At 39.8% G+C, this 17,762-nt stretch carries 19 protein-coding genes; all 19 read left to right on the top strand.

Going from position 1 to position 17,762, the window contains the following annotated elements; genetic code table 11:
- The first annotated feature begins 32 nt into the window (after positions 1 to 32).
- The 19 genes from FFL34_RS18500 to istB all read left to right on the top strand — a co-directional run bounded on the left by FFL34_RS18500 (position 33) and on the right by istB (position 17,541).
- Positions 33 to 677, top strand: coding sequence for a hypothetical protein (locus FFL34_RS18500; protein ID WP_234031391.1), 645 nt, complete (start codon positions 33 to 35; stop codon positions 675 to 677).
- A gap of 55 nt (positions 678 to 732) precedes the next feature.
- On the top strand, positions 733 to 1,014 hold the full coding sequence (locus FFL34_RS01215; RefSeq protein ID WP_138600619.1) for a phosphopantetheine-binding protein: 282 nt from the start codon (positions 733 to 735) through the stop codon (positions 1,012 to 1,014).
- 67 nt (positions 1,015 to 1,081) lie between these two features.
- Positions 1,082 to 1,840 carry an SDR family NAD(P)-dependent oxidoreductase gene (locus FFL34_RS01210; protein ID WP_234031390.1) on the top strand — a complete coding sequence of 253 codons (759 nt, stop codon included), beginning with the start codon at positions 1,082 to 1,084 and terminating at the stop codon, positions 1,838 to 1,840.
- A 13-nt stretch (positions 1,841 to 1,853) separates the two neighbouring features.
- Positions 1,854 to 2,591, top strand: coding sequence for an SDR family NAD(P)-dependent oxidoreductase (locus FFL34_RS01205; protein WP_171046235.1), 738 nt, complete (start codon positions 1,854 to 1,856; stop codon positions 2,589 to 2,591).
- Positions 2,592 to 2,710: 119 nt separating this feature from the next.
- Entirely contained in the window at positions 2,711 to 3,994 is a 1,284-nt protein-coding gene (locus FFL34_RS01200) for an IS110 family RNA-guided transposase (RefSeq protein ID WP_138600615.1), read from the top strand.
- Positions 3,995 to 4,405: 411 nt separating this feature from the next.
- A complete protein-coding gene (locus FFL34_RS01195) occupies positions 4,406 to 5,449 on the top strand; it encodes a ketoacyl-ACP synthase III (protein ID WP_234031389.1) in 1,044 nt (347 codons plus the stop codon).
- A gap of 16 nt (positions 5,450 to 5,465) precedes the next feature.
- The gene (locus FFL34_RS01190) at positions 5,466 to 7,367 is read left to right on the top strand and encodes an HAD-IIIC family phosphatase (protein WP_234031542.1); all 1,902 of its coding nucleotides are present in this window, start codon (positions 5,466 to 5,468) and stop codon (positions 7,365 to 7,367) included.
- Positions 7,364 to 7,594 (top strand): acyl carrier protein, encoded by a 231-nt coding sequence (locus FFL34_RS01185; protein WP_138600611.1) that lies wholly within the window; start codon positions 7,364 to 7,366, stop codon positions 7,592 to 7,594. Before FFL34_RS01190 ends, FFL34_RS01185 begins: the two co-directional genes overlap by 4 nt.
- 79 nt (positions 7,595 to 7,673) lie before the next feature.
- Positions 7,674 to 8,354, top strand: a complete 681-nt coding sequence (locus FFL34_RS01180; RefSeq protein WP_138600609.1) for a 2-oxo acid dehydrogenase subunit E2 — start codon at positions 7,674 to 7,676, stop codon at positions 8,352 to 8,354.
- Positions 8,354 to 9,877, top strand: a complete 1,524-nt coding sequence (locus FFL34_RS01175) for a phytoene desaturase family protein (protein WP_138600607.1) — start codon at positions 8,354 to 8,356, stop codon at positions 9,875 to 9,877. The genes FFL34_RS01180 and FFL34_RS01175 overlap by 1 nt, the downstream gene beginning before the upstream one ends.
- A gap of 20 nt (positions 9,878 to 9,897) precedes the next feature.
- Complete coding sequence (locus FFL34_RS01170) at positions 9,898 to 10,680, top strand: enoyl-CoA hydratase/isomerase family protein (protein ID WP_138600605.1); 783 nt, start codon at positions 9,898 to 9,900, stop codon at positions 10,678 to 10,680.
- Positions 10,681 to 10,708: 28 nt separating this feature from the next.
- Positions 10,709 to 11,170 (top strand): 3-hydroxyacyl-ACP dehydratase FabZ family protein, encoded by a 462-nt coding sequence (locus FFL34_RS01165; protein ID WP_138600603.1) that lies wholly within the window; start codon positions 10,709 to 10,711, stop codon positions 11,168 to 11,170.
- Positions 11,151 to 12,353, top strand: a complete 1,203-nt coding sequence (locus FFL34_RS01160) for an FAD-dependent monooxygenase (protein WP_234031388.1) — start codon at positions 11,151 to 11,153, stop codon at positions 12,351 to 12,353. The genes FFL34_RS01165 and FFL34_RS01160 overlap by 20 nt, the downstream gene beginning before the upstream one ends.
- A gap of 21 nt (positions 12,354 to 12,374) precedes the next feature.
- Positions 12,375 to 12,758: a holo-ACP synthase gene (acpS, locus tag FFL34_RS01155; RefSeq protein WP_138600599.1), complete on the top strand. Its 384-nt coding sequence runs from the start codon at positions 12,375 to 12,377 to the stop codon at positions 12,756 to 12,758.
- A 20-nt stretch (positions 12,759 to 12,778) separates the two neighbouring features.
- The gene (locus tag FFL34_RS01150; protein ID WP_138600597.1) at positions 12,779 to 13,126 is read left to right on the top strand and encodes a DUF4260 domain-containing protein; all 348 of its coding nucleotides are present in this window, start codon (positions 12,779 to 12,781) and stop codon (positions 13,124 to 13,126) included.
- Between the two features lie 288 nt (positions 13,127 to 13,414).
- Positions 13,415 to 14,407 (top strand): NAD(P)/FAD-dependent oxidoreductase, encoded by a 993-nt coding sequence (locus FFL34_RS01145; RefSeq protein WP_138600595.1) that lies wholly within the window; start codon positions 13,415 to 13,417, stop codon positions 14,405 to 14,407.
- A 34-nt stretch (positions 14,408 to 14,441) separates the two neighbouring features.
- A complete protein-coding gene (locus tag FFL34_RS01140; protein WP_138600593.1) occupies positions 14,442 to 14,687 on the top strand; it encodes an indolepyruvate ferredoxin oxidoreductase subunit alpha in 246 nt (81 codons plus the stop codon).
- A gap of 617 nt (positions 14,688 to 15,304) precedes the next feature.
- Complete coding sequence (gene istA, locus FFL34_RS01130) at positions 15,305 to 16,801, top strand: IS21 family transposase (RefSeq protein ID WP_138600592.1); 1,497 nt, start codon at positions 15,305 to 15,307, stop codon at positions 16,799 to 16,801.
- A gap of 5 nt (positions 16,802 to 16,806) precedes the next feature.
- Entirely contained in the window at positions 16,807 to 17,541 is a 735-nt protein-coding gene (istB, locus tag FFL34_RS01125) for an IS21-like element helper ATPase IstB (protein WP_138604630.1), read from the top strand.
- The last annotated feature ends 221 nt before the right edge of the window (positions 17,542 to 17,762 follow it).

The following is a 17,762-nucleotide window of genomic DNA, read 5'->3' as shown; positions in this document are numbered from 1 at the left end:
GTTCGTTAAGTACTGGAGGAAATGATGGACTTATGAGTGCCTTTTATGGTTATGAGATTGTAAAAAACAGGATTCATAATCATTGTCTTGTCGGCGCTGGGGATGAACACTCGGAGTTAACAAGTGCAATTGATAAGGCATACGGTCTTGACAATAGTGAATTCCCACTCACGGAGGGAAGTTCTTTCCTAACCTTAGCCAGTTTGAATGAAGCCGAAACATCTGGTAGCAAGATTTATGCTGAACTTAAAGGGGTTGGATTCGCTTTTGACGACAGGAAAGATGGATTTAGTAATGAACCGTTAGAGGCGTCGATTGACCAAGCCTTGGATCGAGCTGGTACGACGAAAGATGAGATTAATTTTGTTTTTTACAATAATGATGGGCGGCAGAAAAAAATGAAAAACATGCAAACAGGGTTATCCGAAATTTTTAGTGACAATGAAGTTATCTGCTTTAATCGCCACACCGGATACGGTGAATCTACGAGTGCTTTAAATCACTTATACCTTGCTGCTGAATGTATTTATTCTGGTTTGCATGTCCCAAATTGTTCTAGGGAAATAGCGGCTTCAATAGAAAGCCCCCCCCTCAATAAGGGGTTAAATCAAGGGTTAGTTGTCAGCTCATCCGTTAATGGTAATTTTATAGCAATGGTTGTTGGAGATGTGAATTAACTATCATTTATGATAGTTAAAATAAAATTATAAAACATTTTAGGAGGTATTTTCCATGCAAAATATGGAAGAAATCAAGCAAATTATCAAAGAGAACATTTTAATTGAAAGATTGGAAATTGAAGACTTGTCACCTGAAGAAATTGAAGATCAAGAGCCATTGTTTGGTGATGGAATTGGATTAGATTCTGTAGAAGCGCTGGATGTTGTTGCAGGACTCGAGGAAGAGTTTGACGTGAAACTCCAAGGAATGAGTGAAGAAGAAACTCGTGAACACTTTTATTCTGTTGAAACGCTTGCTAGTTTTGTAGTTTCCCAACATGCTGTGTCTATGTAAATAAAAAGAGTGGTCTAAGAGTTTTCGCTCTTTAGGCCACTCCTTTGAAAGGAGTGATGGTTACAAGATGCAAGAACGTGCGATGTTATTAAAAAATAAAACGGTGATTGTTACTGGCGCCACACGTGGTATTGGCAAAACGATTTTTTATCGATTAGCTGAGGAGGGTGCCAATGTTGTAGGTGTGTATGCTCGTAATGATCAAGCAGCGAACGAAATTGAAAGGGATTTAAACGAAAAAGGGATCGAGCGATCATTATACAAAGGTTCGGTTACAGACCGCAGTTTTATTGAAGGTCTTATGAACAGTGTTAATGAACGTTACGGCAAAATTGATGTACTCGTCAATAATGCCGGAGTAACAGGTGATAGCTTCATTACTCAAATGTCAAATGAACAGTGGAAACACGTATACGATACGAACTTTCTCGGTACATATATCTGCGCGACAACGGTTCTTCCGTATATGGAAGAGCAAAATGAAGGAAATATTGTTAATCTCGTTTCGACAACCGGAGTGATTGGGCGAGAGGCTCAAAGTAACTACGGCGCGTCAAAGGGATCTATCATGGGGTTGACACGCCTTTTATCAAGGAAGTATGCACGTAAAGGGTTGAAAATTAATGCCGTTGCACCTGGCATGATTAATACGGAAATGATTAAACATGTCCCGCAAAGCAAAATTGATAACTTTTTACGATTTACAAACGAAAAACGATTAGGGGAACCAGAGGAAGTGGCGAATGCGGTTTTATTCCTATCATCAGATTTATGTGGGTACCTTGATGATACCGTTTTAAAAGTGGATGGCGGATTTTTACGATAAGGAGGAGAATGCTTTGGAAAAAAGAGTGATGATTACGGAGGGAGATAAGCCGTTTAACCAGTTGATCGTATCGTATCTACTAGAACAAGGCCATCAGGTCATGACATGTTTTGAAAACAAAGATGTTAGTGATCAGTATTTTTCTTCTATTCATTCGGAATGGCAAGAAAGATACCACCCAATGATTATTCCAGATACCAATGAAAAATCGTTATCGCAGATTCAAAAGGCCATAGAAGATAGGATGGATGGGCTGGATATATTGATTCATGGAAATGAAATGGTTAATGAAGAGCAATGGCTTGAAAATAACGATTTAGCTTTCGGAGATTGTATTTCTTCTCAATTCGAACAGATTTATCTTTTTAATAAGATGGCTGCGGAATTGATGATAAGGGCAAAGTCGGGTGAAATTATCTTTCCGTTGATCTATGATCCCTTATACTATGCGGACTATGCAAGCTCTCCAGTATTAAATCAAGGGAAAATTTCGATGATGAAGTGTTTGTCCCGTGAGTTATCCGCTTTTAAGATCAATGTGAATGTCATGACATTTGGATATCATGAAAAAGAGTCGGATCGATTGCAAAAAAGAAAAACAAAAAAAATGGTCGAAATATTTAGTTTGAAACCGGCGCTTCTTCATTTAAAAGAGATGATTCCAGCCTTGGATATACTTATCAATCCACCTGTAAAAAATATTGGAGGAGAAAATTTTCATATTGGTACCGGAATTGAAACGAGCTTATAAGGAGCATTCCTGTAATGAAGAAATTTGAGGATTGAACAAAAAAGAGCCCTCTTGGTATAGTACGGGCTGTCAATGCGCATTGACCCCGAAATAGATAAATACCAAGGAGAGGACTCGACATGAATTATAATCAAAATCGCAAAATATCGCAAATCACTCCATCTACATTAATTGTAGGAATTGACATTGCCAAGGACAAACACGTGGCACGCGCCCAGGATGATCGAGGGTATGAATTTGGCAAAAGACTGGTCTTTGACAATCGAATACATGGTTTTCAACAGTTACTAGATTGGGTTTTCAGACTTCAGAAGGACAATGAAAAAACGAATGTCATTTTTGGGGCGGAGCCAACCGGGCATTTCTGGCTAGGCCTAGCCTATTATCTTATAGCCAAGGACAATGATTTTGTGCTGGTCAATCCCATGCACGTGAAGAAGTCCAAAGAGCTCGATGACAATTCCCCAACCAAGAACGACACAAAGGATGCGCGCGTTATCGCACAGCTTGTGAAGGATGGTAGATACTCTGTACCGAACCTTCTCCAAGGCATTTATGCCGAATTAAGAGAAGGAATAAAATTAAGAGATCAACTAACCAAACAGCTTATGATCATTGAAGGACGCATTCAGAACAGCATTCAGCGATACTTCCCGGAGTTCGACGATGTCTTTAAAGAATGGGATGGAAAAACAGCCTTTTTCACATTACGTCACTTTCCATTTCCTTCTGATATTCGTGACATGACACCGGAAGAAGTATTAGCTCAATGGAAAACCGTCGTGAAAGCTGGGGTCGGAATTAAGAGAGCAAGAAATCTAGTTGATAAAGCCAACAAAAGCATTGGTATTGAAATTGGGTTGCGCTTTGCCAGGAAGGAATTAAACAGCCTTTTGGAGCAATATCGATTGTACCATGACCAGTTGGAAGAACTGGAACAGGAAATAGCGGATCTAATGGAAGATATACCAGGGGCTAAAGAAATGATAGCCATTAAAGGTCTTGGAGCAACGACAGTTGCCACCTTTTTCTCAGAAGTTGGGGATATCACGAAATACAAGCACCCCCAACAACTCGTAAATATGGCAGGACTGTCGTTACGGGAGCATAGTTCCGGCAAATTTAAAGGCCAAACGAAAATAACCAAACGTGGACGAAAGAAACTGCGAAAAGCCTTATATTTGGCTGTGCGGCCATTAGTCGCCAAAAACCCAACGTTTAAGGCGTTGCATTCGCATTACACAACCCGCCCTGATCGTCCATTGAAGAAACAGCAATCACTTATTGCGTTGTGTGGAAAGTTAGTACGTGTATTGTTCGCCATCGGACAAAAACAATGTGAATTTGATGGGAGTAAGTTATTACAGGGTATATCGCAAAGCGATTCATTACAGGCTGCTTAAGCTTTTTGAACAAGATGTATGAATAAATGTACTTGATTTCTGGAATCAACAAACACCAATAATGCAGAGTCGGAGCTTATTTATTCCATTCGGGCAAACGACCCAGTTAAGGAGCTTTTCCGACCTCCACCTTGTGGATACGCAGGACGAGGGAATGTATGGATTAAAATCCCGTGATACATGGGAGGGTGAGCGATCATAAGTAGTGTGGAGAAGTAAAGCATGGTTATACCTATTTTAACCAAATACTACCAGTTTAGTCGTTAGGATGGATTAGAGGATGTTAGAATCTTCAGTATTCTGAGCTATGCCCCCCTTCCCCCTGTAATACTCCTAAATTGGTGGTTGAGAAATTCTAAGAAAACAAGAGCATTTTGAAGATATTTTAATTATATAGAGGGAGGAAAAAACGTGGATGTAAACATTTTGGGAGTTGGTACATATTTACCTGGTAAGCCTGTTACAAATGCAGATATGGAAGAATTCTTATTCATCCGTGAAGATTGGATCGATGAATTAATTGGTACGAAAACACGTCATTTCGCAATTGATTTTTCTAAAAAACAAGTGACTTTTCAATTGGAGGATCTCTGTAAAGAGGCTGCCTCTCAAGCACTGGAACAGTCAGGGATAGAACCTGGGCAAATTGATTTGGTGGTAATGTCGACAGCAACACCAGACCATTTGATGCCTGCAACGGTTAATCTTGTTGCGGATCAGTTAGGTTTAAATGGCGTTCCGACATATGAAATACAGGCTGGTTGTTCGGGAGCGATACAAGGGATTGAAGTCGCCTATCGATTTTTAAAGAGTGGTGCCTTTTCAAATGCCCTTGTGATCGGTGGAGATGTCTGTAATAAATATATGGATTTAAACCGTGATTTTAAAAAACTGCGATCATCCGAACTGATTAACTATGCACTGTTTGGAGATGGTGCCGGGGCGGTTGTGTTATCAACACAGACCGATTGTGACGGAATTAAAATTCAAAATATAATAAATGAATTTGTTGGATTAGACCGAAAACCAGGTCAGGTCATGAATTGGTTTGGGTTCATTCCGGAAAATGTTTCTGACATGGGTAAAAGAGAGCAGCGTAAAAAATTTCAATCGGCAAAAGAAGATTACAAGGCTATCGAAGAACATGTTCCTGTAATGTCAAAAGAAGTAATAGACGGTCAGTTACAAGCTGAAGATTGGATTAAGGGGGAAGTTGATTATTTTTTGCCACCGCAACTTTCCGGAAATATGACAAATAAAATTGTAGAGGGACTTGAAATTGATCCTTTGAAAGCGATTAATTGCGTAGCCGAAACCGGAAACAATGGGAACGCCCTTCCCTACATCCAATTGCAGGCTTTATCGCAACAAATGAAATCAGGAGAGCGAGCAGTAGGTGCTGCCATTGAATCATCTAAATGGATTCAAACCGGAATTGCGCTAATTAAAGAGTAAGGGGGCTCTTAGATTGATGGATGAAAAAGAAATCATTGTTGCCCTAAAGCAAATGAAAAAAGAGAGTAAGCTAGGGAAGTCTTTGCCTCAAGTTATCCAATGGATGAACCAATTATCCTCAACTTCGTCTATCGAAAAAGCCGGATATATTCTTCGGGATATGTGTTATGAAGACTGGGCGGAAGCAGAAAAGATTGGCCTAACCCCAATAAAAATCGCGGTCATCGGTAATTTCACTTCGGACTCTATTGATCGATATTTGCGTGCTATGCTTATCCAAGAAGGGATATGGCAGGAATTCTATGTTGCTCCATATAACCAATATGTGTATGAACTTATTGATGAAAACAGCAATTTATTCCGTTTTCAACCAGACATCACGTTTTGCTTATTGGACGAAGTATTGGTCTTTGAAGAATGTCGGAAAGATGATTGGACAATAGCTGATGTTAAACAGAGCACCAAAAACAAGCTAAGGGAATTGAAGCAATTAATCGAAACATTTCAACGTTATTGCAATGGGGTGTTTGTGACAAATACTATACCTTTTCCCCAAGACCAACACGCATCGATTATTGACTATAAATCGAAAGCAAATTTAAGCAAAGAATGGCGGTTATTTGAAGCGAAATTATTAAAGCTTTCGGACCATTATAAACAAGTGGTCACACTGGATCTTAGCATATTAATGCAAGACATTTCTCTGTACCGTGATCCGAGGTTTATGCATTATGCCAGCATGAGTATGAGTGATGAAATGTTGGCTGCTATTGCCAAGGAGGGATTAAAGCTTTCCCGTTCGTTGTTAGGGTTGAACAAAAAATGTTTAGCACTGGATTTAGACGATACACTATGGGGAGGCATTGCCGGTGATGATGGTTTAAACGGTATTCAATTGGGGGGCACACCTCCAGGTAAAGCCTTTGTCGATTTTCAGAATAAATTAAAGATGTTGCAACGCCAAGGTGTTTTATTGGCGGTTAACAGTAAAAATGAAGCAAGCAATGTTCAAGAAATATTTGAAAAACACCCGGACATGGTTCTAAAACAAAACGATTTTGTCACCATTCATGCAAATTGGGACGCTAAGCATGAAAATCTAAAACGAATCGCATCTCAGTTAAATATTGGATTAGACAGTTTTGTGTTTGTCGATGATAATCCATTTGAACGCAACCTTATCAGAGAATTTTTGACAAATGTGGCGGTTCCCGAAATGCCAAAGGAACCATTTTATTATACAGGTACCCTATTGTCTCAAGGGTGGTTCAATTGTATTGAATTAACAAAAGAAGATTCCAATCGAACAGATAAGTATAAGCAAATTGTAAAGCGGAGAGAGTTCCAAAATTCTACTGCTTCGATTGAAGAATACTTGCATGGTTTGGATATTCACGTGTCCTTATTGAATCCGACAGAAGAAAATCTGCCACGTTTACACCAATTAAATATGAGGACAAACCAATTTAACTTGACGACTCGAAGATATACACAATCGGTCATCCAAGACAGCGCGGAACACGATGACTATTTCATATTTGGCTTCCAAGCAACGGACCGTTTTGGAGATAATGGGATTGTTGGCAGTGTTTACATTGAAAAGGTAAGAAATCATGATCGAGAAGAATGGTGGATTCGCAATTTTATCATGAGCTGTCGTGTGTTTTCACGAGGAATTGAAACATCTGTGTTGCAATGGATTCTACACCTTGCGAAAAAATCAGCTGTTTCAGCGGTGTATGGTGAGTATATCCCGTCAAAAAAGAATGGTTACGTACAAAATTTTTATCAAGATCATGGGTTTGAGATGGTCAGAAAAGAGCGGGATTACGTGATGTATTGTCACTCTTTAGATAATATTTCAGCAAAACCGGACTGGATTGCCTTACATCCAATGAAGGAGGTTTTAACCATATGAAAGCAGAAAACGAGTTAATCAAAATCGTTGCAGATGTCCTTGATCTGGAAATAGATGAAATTTCCCCAGACATGGGGCCGGAAACGTTAGAAGAATGGGATTCAGTGAATGCACTAAGAATCCTAACCAATATTGAAGTCGATTTAGGATTACGGTTGCCAATGGAAACCTTCATGAATGCGAAAACGATTGGACAAATTGCGCTAGCGATTAGAAGTAACGAATGAAGAACGTTATACGCTTTCCAAAGGCAAGAAGACATACCTATTATTTCTTAAGGCATGCAAAAGAGTTCAGCCCAGTTTATTGGACACTGAAATTGATTTTACAGCAGTCAAAAATGTACGACAGCACCAGTTACAAAAGAATGGGATGAAAATAAGCTATATTGCGTTTATCATTTATTCCATTTCCCGGATCCTTCAACAATATCCGGAAGCGAATTCTGCTGTCCGACATTCCCTATTTCCCAAAATCGCCTGGTATAACAAAATACAAGCAAAATTTACAATGGACAGTTATATTGACCAGACGCGTGTAGTGTTAAGTGGATTGATTCCGGAAGCAGATCAGTTAAATCTGAATGACATCCAGAAAAAAATCGGCTATTATCGTGACCATTCTTTTGAGGAAGTAGATGAATTCAAGCCTATTCGCAAGTTGCAATCATTACCGTTAGGGATAGGTCAATGGATTTATAATAAAACGATCAAAAATTTTTCAAAACGGGAAAAATTGCAAGGTACCTTTACAGTAACTTCGCTGGGTCACAAGCCGATCCAATCATTTTATCCGATCATATCTTCTACAACCTGTTTTGGAGTCGGTTCGATACAAAAAAAACCTATCGTCGTTGAAGACGATATACAAATACGGCCAATGATGACATTAAGTTTAGCTTTTGATCATCGAGCGATTGATGGTGCCATAGCAGCTGATATTTTAGCAGACGTAAAAAGCCATCTTGAAAATATTAGTAAGGGGTGATGTATATCTTTAGAAAAAGACCACGTTTTCCAAAAAACAATCAATATGATGTGATTGTGATAGGATCAGGAATTGGCGGACTCAGCTCAGCCGCTTATTTGGCACAACAGGGCTACTCTGTACTTGTGGTGGAACGTCATTACAGAGTCGGAGGTTATGCTCATGCGTTTAGGAGAAAAAAGTATTTTTTCGATTCCGCCGTTCGTATTGTCGCAGGTGCAGAGGAAGGCGGCTTATTAGATCAGCTGTTGGATAAAGCTGGTTTGGCAAATGAGTTATCATTTATTAAGCTTGACGATGTTTATACTGCATATTATCCAGATTTACATTTCACAGTACCGTCTCATGTGGAAGGGTTGATTGATAAATATGCAGAGCTATTTCCGCATGAAAGGGAGAATATCGAGACACTTGTTCGAGAAATGGAAGGGGTTTATTCGGCAACATCTGATTTGTTGCTTGCAGATAATCCTTTTAAATTTCTGTCAGACAAATATATTAGGAAATATAGCACGATGACATTTCATGACATGGTGTCCGGATTCTTAAAAGATCCAAAAGCAGTTTATACCTTCTCCACTCTATGGACGCATTATGGTGTTCCACCTACAGAGGGAAGTGCGATGTATTTCTCCTATGCTATCATGAATTACTTTAAAGATGGAATTTATTATTTGGAAGGCAGCTTTCAAAAGTTAGCGAACGCTTTTGTTGATCGGATTGAAGAATTAAATGGCGAGGTTTGCTTACGTAATGAGGTAAACAATATAGTTGTTGAAGATAAACAGGTGAAGGGCGTTGAATTACAGACAGGAGAGTATGTCCAGGCACCAATGATTGTATGTAATGGGGATATGCTCAAGATGATGAATGAGCTAGTTGGGGAAGAGCACTTCCCAAAACGTTATAAAAAGCGCATATCTCGGTTATCTCATTCCTTATCTGCCTTTGAAGTCTTTTTGGGCGTGGATTTACCTATGGAGCAATATGATGTAGGTCACGAGACCTTTATTTACGATGATTACAAATACGAAAAATTTGTTGAAAATCATCTCAATCTTGGGGAAATTGGACCAGAAGGGTTGCAAGGGATAGCGATTTCGTGCCCAACTTTGGCAGATCCGAGTTTAGCACCTGAAGGAAAACACACAGTAATCATTACAACGCTTGTCCCCTATGATATTGGGGAGAATTGGAAGGAAGTTAAACCCGATTATGAGGAAAAAATGATCCAAATGGCGGAGAGGGTTATCCCAAATCTATCTCAACATTTAGAATGGGTTGAATCAGCAACCCCATTGACGATGGAACGCTATACGAACAATAGCTTTGGATCCATTTATGGCTGGGAACAAAATGTTAACCAAATGTCATCGCGCCCACAACATGAAACCCCAATCGACGGGTTGTATCTGTCAGGACAATGGACGGATCCGGGGGGTAGTGTTGTTTCCGTTATTCTTTCTGGATATAAATTGTCTAAAAAAATTACATCTAAAACGATGCAAATGCAAACAACGTGATTTATATAGGAGGTGTCAACATGAGTATTGTCGATGTACGTTCCAAAGATATGGTTCGATATGTGGAACTCAACTATCCAGATAAAAAGAATGGATTTGACTTAAGAATGTCACAAGAGTTATTAGATGCCGTTCATCAGGTTAATGCGGATCCACATTGCAAAATCATTGTGTTTTCGAGTACAGCACGTGCCTATTTCTCGAGCGGACCTAATCCAAGTGATTTAGTAGAAATTGCTAACCAGAAGAATGGCCTTAATTTATTGGACGAAATTGTTTCCAATCTTAATGAGATTATTTCGGAAATCTACCACTCTACTAAAATCACCATAGCTTCCATTCACGGTTATGCCTATGGCGGTGGTTTGAATATAATGCTGCCTTGTGACTATCGCATAGCTGTGGAAAGAACAAAACTTATCGAGAATTTTCATTATATGGGGATGACTCCGGATTTGAGTGCGAGTTATTTTCTTCCACGTTTGATCGGTTATTCCAAAACGATGGAACTAATACTGACGGGAAGAATGTTTTCAGCAAAAGAAGCATGGGAATGGGGGCTCTTTCAGGAAGTAACAAAGACAAAAAAAGAAATGAAAGAGCGAGTGGAACAACTTTGTGAGCAAATTTTGAGCGGCGACATGGAGACCGTCGCACGAATGAAACAATTATTGAAGCATTCTAATTTATCTACATTCAACGAACAGATTAATTTTGAAAAAACAGCATTAATGGATTGTTTCCAAAATCCAAGGGTTCAGGAATATTTGTCTCAAGTGACGAAAAAATCATTAGTTACATAAATTTAGGAAAATAATGGAGGGATGAAGAGTGAAAACTGTAACGAAGAAAAAACCTCACGAATTGTTGAAACAGTCTCCGCCATTTTTATTTGTGGATCGGGTGGATGAAATAGATGATCAGCGTATTGTTTGTACAAAACATCTTTCATACAATGAACCATTTTTTGCGGGTCATTTCCCGGGAAACCCGATTGCTCCGGGTGTTTTATTGATTGAAATGGCTGCGCAAGCAAGTTTAATCATTGCCGGCGCCCTTGAGGACACGCAGCAACCACAGCTAGGGTATCTAGTGGAAACAAAAAAATTTCGCTTCTATAATCAAGCAATCCCTGGGGATACCTTGAAAATTGAGGTTGAATTAAAGGATTCTTTGGGAAATTACCGGACAGCTAAAGCCCGAATTACAGAAGGGGATAAAATGATAACTAAAGGTGAGCTTGTCTTTTATGTCCCAAAGGAGGGAGAAACACTTGACACAAAAAGTCAATAAACAAGTTTGTATTGCTGGAGGCGGACCGGCCGGTGTGTTATTAGGATTGTTACTAGCGAAACAAGGTGTCGGTGTTCTAGTAATGGAAAGACGGGAAACGTTTAAGCGAGAATTTCGTGGCGAAACAATTGCGGCAGGATCTGTCGCAATCTTGGATGAATTAGGCTTATTACAATCTTTAAAGCAAAATGGCTTTATAAAGGTCAAATGTATTGAAATGTATGAAAGAGAAAAATTATTGTTTAGAGCGGACTTTGAGTCTTTTAAACATAAACAAAAATTTGGAATCGATATTCCTCAACCTGTCGTTTTACAGAGCATTATAGATGAAGCGAGTCAATACCCGAATTTTGAGATCATGATGGGCACCGCATGTGTTGAACTGGTAGAGCAAAATGGCGAAATTGTTGGTGTGATTGGTAAACAGGGAAATGAATTGTTTGAGGTTCGCTCTGAGCTAGTAGTGGGGGCTGATGGACGACATAGTCAGCTGCGAAAAATGGCTGATATTAAAACAAAGGTAAAAACATTTGATCGCGATTTAGTTTGGTTTAAGTTACCAAAACCGAAAAACTGGAGCCAGTCAAACATGATCAAGGTCCATAAAAACAAGCACTTGATCATCTTGCCTACGTTTCCGGACATGCTCCGTGTAGGGACTTATATTCCGAGGGGTGGCTATCGTGAAACAAGGCAACAAGGTATAAAGGAATTTCGGGACATGGTGACGGAAATAGAGCCAGCTTTTAAAGAATTAATGGAGCAACATATTACTAGTTGGAAGGACCTTACAATGTTAGATATTTTTACAGCTTTTGCAAGGCAATGGTCTCGTAATGGATTGATTCTTATAGGGGATGCCGCTCATACGTTATCTCCAGTATTGGGACAAGGTGTAAATATTGCTATGCAAGATGCGGTAGAGTTATCGCCTTTCATTGTTAACCACCTGCAAAATAATCCAGGGAAAACAGTGCCAAGGGAGGCCTTAATTCCTTTTGAGAAGAAAAGAAAAAAAACTGTAAAATTTGTTCAAGATTTTCAAGAACGACAAGAAAAAATATTGGCAGCAAAATCTCAAATGGAAACCCTTGTACGACGTGTGAAAATGCGGGCGCTGCACCGGCTGCCTTGGAAAATGAAGGTCATGAGTAAATTACAGCATGGCATTAAGTACAATTAAGCAAAAGGATTTGAATCGTTAATGATAATTGGCATAGGACAGGACCTCGTTGAATTGAAAAGAATTGGCGACGGTTTCCGTAAAGGAAAGAAGGCTTTTTTAAACCATATATTATCAGAAAGTGAGCAGGAAATGTTATTTCAATTCAAAACAGAGAAAAGACAAGTTGAATGGTTAGCAGGACGTTTTTCAGCAAAGGAGGCATTTTCCAAGGCGATAGGTACCGGATTTGGTGGATCCATTCATCTTTATGATATTGAAGTGTATTCAGATAATTTAGGGAAACCCGAGATCAATTTTCCAACACAAATAAATAAACTTTTTCCCGGCGATCATACATGTCACGTTTCGATTACACATACGCAAACAACAGCTGGGGCTATGGTAATAGTGGAGAAAATATAGTGGGATAAGGAGATAACACCATGGTAAGAATTACTGTGAGACTTGAAGGATTGGCTATTTTTCTAATGGGAACTTACCTGTATTTTACTATGAGTGACAACGTATGGCTGTATTTATTATTGGCTTTATCTCCGGATATTTCAATGGTAGGATATTTGATTCACACACACATTGGTTACCAATTGTACAATGTATTCCACACATACGTAATCACAATCCTATTCTTATTATTAGGGGTGATTATGAATACAGACATCATTATAGAAATTGGGTTAATTTGGACTGCACATATCGGTATGGATCGGTTAGTGGGATTTGGTTTGAAGTATCCAACAGAATTCCATGACTCACATGTTCATCGCTTATAAATCGGAAAAAGGCATATGAACAATATAGGGCACACATTTTATTTATTTTTCAATTGTTTAGGTCTGTATTATTAAAAAACTCTTGATCTCACTTGAAGCGTTATTCATTAAGAACTAGATCGATAATATATACTCAAAATGCTCTCTTGAACAGAAGATACATTATGAATCATCTCAGCTTGATTTGTTTTTCATTACAGAGGAATAGAAAACAAACAATCAAGAGACATCAATTAAAGGTATGTCGTTTCTTAATATAGAACACAGAGATGAACAGGGAGGGTGTATATGCCAGAACAAGAGGTTTTCGATGTAACAATAATCGGTGGTGGCCCTACTGGTTTGTTTACAGCATTTTACGGTGGGATGCGCCAAATGAAAGTGAAAATTATTGAAAGTATGCCGCAATTGGGGGGGCAACTATCAGCATTATATCCTGAAAAATATATTTACGATGTTGCAGGATTTCCTAAAAATCCTGCTCAAGAGATAGTGGATGACTTAAAAGAACAGGCCTTGCAATTTAACCCTACTGTTGTTTTGAATCAATCCGTTCAACAGTTTTATAAATATGATGACGAAGTTTTTGAATTGATTACAGATAAAGAGACTCATTTAACGAAAACAATTATTATTACTGCTGGTGTTGGAGCTTTCCAGCCACGTCCATTGAAATTAGAAGATGCTAACTTGTATGAAGGAAAAAATCTTCATTACTTTGTCAATGATATCAATCAATTCGCGAATCAAAATGTATCTATTTGCGGAGGGGGGGATTCTGCTGTTGATTGGGCATTGATGCTTGAACCAATTGCCAAAAATGTTAACATTGTTCACCGACGGGATCACTTTCGGGCTCATGAACACAGTTTGAAACAATTAAAGCAGTCTAATGCTAGAATATGTACGCCGTATGCCCCTGCTAAATTAATTGGTGATGACCAAGGAATTCATCAAATGGTCATACAAAAGGTTAAAGGTGAAGAAACGAAGATTGTTAATCTCGATGCATTAATTGTCAACTATGGATTTGTGTCTTCACTTGGTCCGATTAAAAATTGGGGGCTTGAACTTGAAAAAAATTCTATTGTAGTAAATTCACGTATGCAAACAAATATCCCGGGTGTTTACGCCTGTGGGGATATTGTTACATATGATGGCAAAGTCAAGTTGATCGCTACGGGTTTTGGCGAAGCGCCGATTGCCATTAGTAGTGCTAAAAGTAGTATCGATCCAAAAGCACGTTTTCAACCAAAGCATAGCACTAATGTGTTTGCGTAATAAATCTCTGATTTGATTGAGGAGTGAATAAACATTGGCATTTATTATTACATCACCATGTATCGGTGAAAAATCAGGCGAATGTGTAGAGGTTTGTCCTGTCGATTGTATAGAGGAAGGGAAGGATATGTTCTATATCGACCCAGATATTTGTATCGATTGTGGAGCTTGTGAAGCGGTTTGCCCAGTTGATGCGATTTATATGGAAGACGAATTACCGGAAGAGGAAAGCAAATACATTGGATTAAACCGTCAATTTTTTGAAGGTCAGTCGGACTAACCATTAATTGGTTAGTCGACCTTTCACACCACCGTACGTACGGTTCCGTATTATGGTGGTTCAATATTTGAGTGTGCTTTATCGGAGAATTGGTTTAAATCTTTAAAGCCAACCTTTTCGAGAAATTTATTTGTAATGGTTCTATGAAGAATGTATCTATTGGCAATTCTCCAGTCTTCTTTACGAGCGTTGGCCTATTCTCATGCTTTTTGGTTTTGGGGCTCCAAGTTTCAGGAGACTGTTATATCTAGTTTAGACTTTTTTCCACCTTTTCCAGATTTCGTTTGGTAATTTGTTTGAGTTTCTTTTCGAAACTTCTTTTTGACTTAAAATGCGGGCGGAAGCCTGTTTGATTATGGACTGTGTGTAAACAACTCCAAAGCTTACGTTTTGTAGGCGTTCCTACTTTACTTTTCTCTTTGTTTATTGTTGTCCCCGGCTTTGTATTCAAGAAATTCTGTAATACTTTTCATGTGTTTATGGCAGAATAAAACTACATAATTCGGCAGCGTAAAAATACACAACTGCCATTATAAAAAAAGAGCCTTGCCAGTCATCCCAAAATCTATTAACCTCCTGCATGTAAAGTCCAATAAACATGGGGGAGGAATGAAAGGATGCTAGCAATGGCTCAAGTTAACTATATCAATTTTTTACGGGAGGAGGAAGGGCTATCCATCAATTCCCTGGCAAATCGGCTCGGCATTAATTGGCGAACCGCCAAGAAGTACGGGGATCGGGAGGATTGGAGTCCGGAAATCAAGAAACGAATCAAACGTTATCCGATTCTGGGCCCTTATTTGGATATTATCGAAGCTTGGCTGACGGAGGACCTGTCCCGGAAACGAAAACAGCGTCACACGAACATTCGTATTTACCAGCGTCTTCGTGATGAATGCGGTTATACCGGAGGAGTTCGCACCGTTACAGGCTACGTCTCCAAGCGAAAGAAGGCATTGGCCCAAGATGAGAAGAAAACCTACAGTGAGTTGATTCATCCCGGAGGTGAGGCCCAGGTAGACTTTGGCACTACGGAGGTTATTTACGATGGCAAATGGCTTCAGGTCAAATACCTCGTGATGTCCTTTCCATACAGTAACGGTGCTTTTTTGGTGGTGTTACCCAGAGAGAATATCACTTGTTTCCTGGAAGGGCTCAAGCAGCTTTTCACACTGGCAGGAGGCGTTCCGCGTAAATTATGGTTTGACAATCTATCGGCCGCAGTCGTGAAGATCAAAGGCCATGGCGAACGTGATTTAACCGAGATGTTCCAACGTTTCAAACTTCATTACCGGTTTGAGGCTGTCTTCTGTAATCCGAGGGCCGGCTATGAAAAGGGAAATGTGGAAAATAAAGTCGGAACAAGTAGGCGGAATTGGTTTGTGCCCATTCCCGTCATGACGTCTTGGAAACAGATTAATCAAGAGATGAGACAAAAAGCCGAGGAAGCGATGGAAAAGGAGCATTACAAACATAACCAATCTGTCCGTTCCCTGTGGGAAGAAGAACAAACGAAGCTTTTGGAGTTACCTCGGGATTCGTTTGAGGTTGTTTGCTTCGAAACAACGAAACTAGATAAATATGGCAAGATTCACTTGGATCAGGAGCGCCTTCAGGTTCCTGGAGGAAGCGCTCAGCAGCTTGTTTCACTCAAAATATATTGGGACCGTTTGGAAGTCCTGAATGAAACGTATGAAACATTGGCTACTCTCCCGCGTCCGTTCAGCCTGAAACAGCAGGAAATCGACTGGATGCAGGAATTAAAACAAGTGTTGCATAAGCCGAAGGCGGTTCCTTACACGATGGTTTACTCAGCACTCCCTGAAACGCTGAAGCGATACTTGAGTGTGACTGATCTTCCCCATCGAAAAAGGCGAATGGGGTGCCTCATTCAATGGCTGGGCGACGGATACCATGTGGATCAGATTACCATAGCCCTTGACCATATATCCACTGGACTTTGGGGCGAAGAAGGCATTGTCTATCAGGAATTGTATCGTACAATACGTCCGGAAGCACCGGACTATCTGGAGGAATCCTATACACCTTCCAATTTAAGGGATTACGAACCGGCTCTGGATGCGTATAACGCGCTCATGGGAGGTAGGTCATAATGGAGATGAACGAACGCATTCAGATTTACTGTAAAAAGCTGAAACTGGGACGTATCGGCGACATTTATGATCAAATCGAGGCCGAGACATATGAAGAGTTCCTTCTGCATTGTTTGGAAAAAGAGGTGCAGGCACAAGAACATAATAAAGTGCAGCGTTTAATCAAAAAGGCTGGCTTCAGCCAGCTGAAGACGTTGGAGGATTATGATGAGTCCTGGGCACCGGAACTTCCTTCAACGGTTACCATGGATGCCCTGAAGGACTTATTCTTCCTGGAAAACCAACAAAATGTCATGATGGTGGGTTCTGTGGGGACGGGAAAATCGCATCTGTCCACCGCATTAGGGGTTGAAGCGTGCCGGAGAGGAAAAGAGGTGAGATTTTATCGCGTAAACGACCTTGTTTCCAAGCTACTGGAAAAGCACCGTAACGGGACATTGCATCGATTTATGCAGGGATTCCGGAAAGCCGAATTGATCATCTTGGATGAACTCGGTTTTGTGCCCTTTCATAAAGACGGTTCTGAATTGCTTTTCAGCTTGATTGCCGAGTGTTATGAAAACATAAGCGTGATCGTTACCTCCAACTTGGAATTTGGGCAATGGAACACGATATTTGGCGATAAGCGTCTCACAGCGGCTATTATGGACCGGCTTGTACATCACGCTCATATCATCACCTTCGCAGGTGAGAGCTATCGACTAACAAATGCTTTGTCAAAAAGTAAAACACTTGAATAATCGGCTATCACGACGGACTATTCGAACCTTGAAAATATAATAAAAAGCGAAAGCTTCATTGAGGTGAATGGGCTGGCAAGGTTATGTAAAAATTACTGCCATTTTATGTACTTTTTACTTGCCAAACACAATTCGAGAACAGCAGTCATAACGTGATAAAAGATGAAACAGAGGGTTTTAATGATGTGGTGTTGGAGTTTGTGAAAAACTTGCAGGGTTGA

The sequence above is a fragment of the Lentibacillus cibarius genome (assembly GCF_005887555.1).
GTDB lineage: Bacteria > Bacillota > Bacilli > Bacillales > Amphibacillaceae > Lentibacillus > Lentibacillus cibarius.
This window is presented reverse-complemented; position numbering and strand designations above follow the sequence as displayed.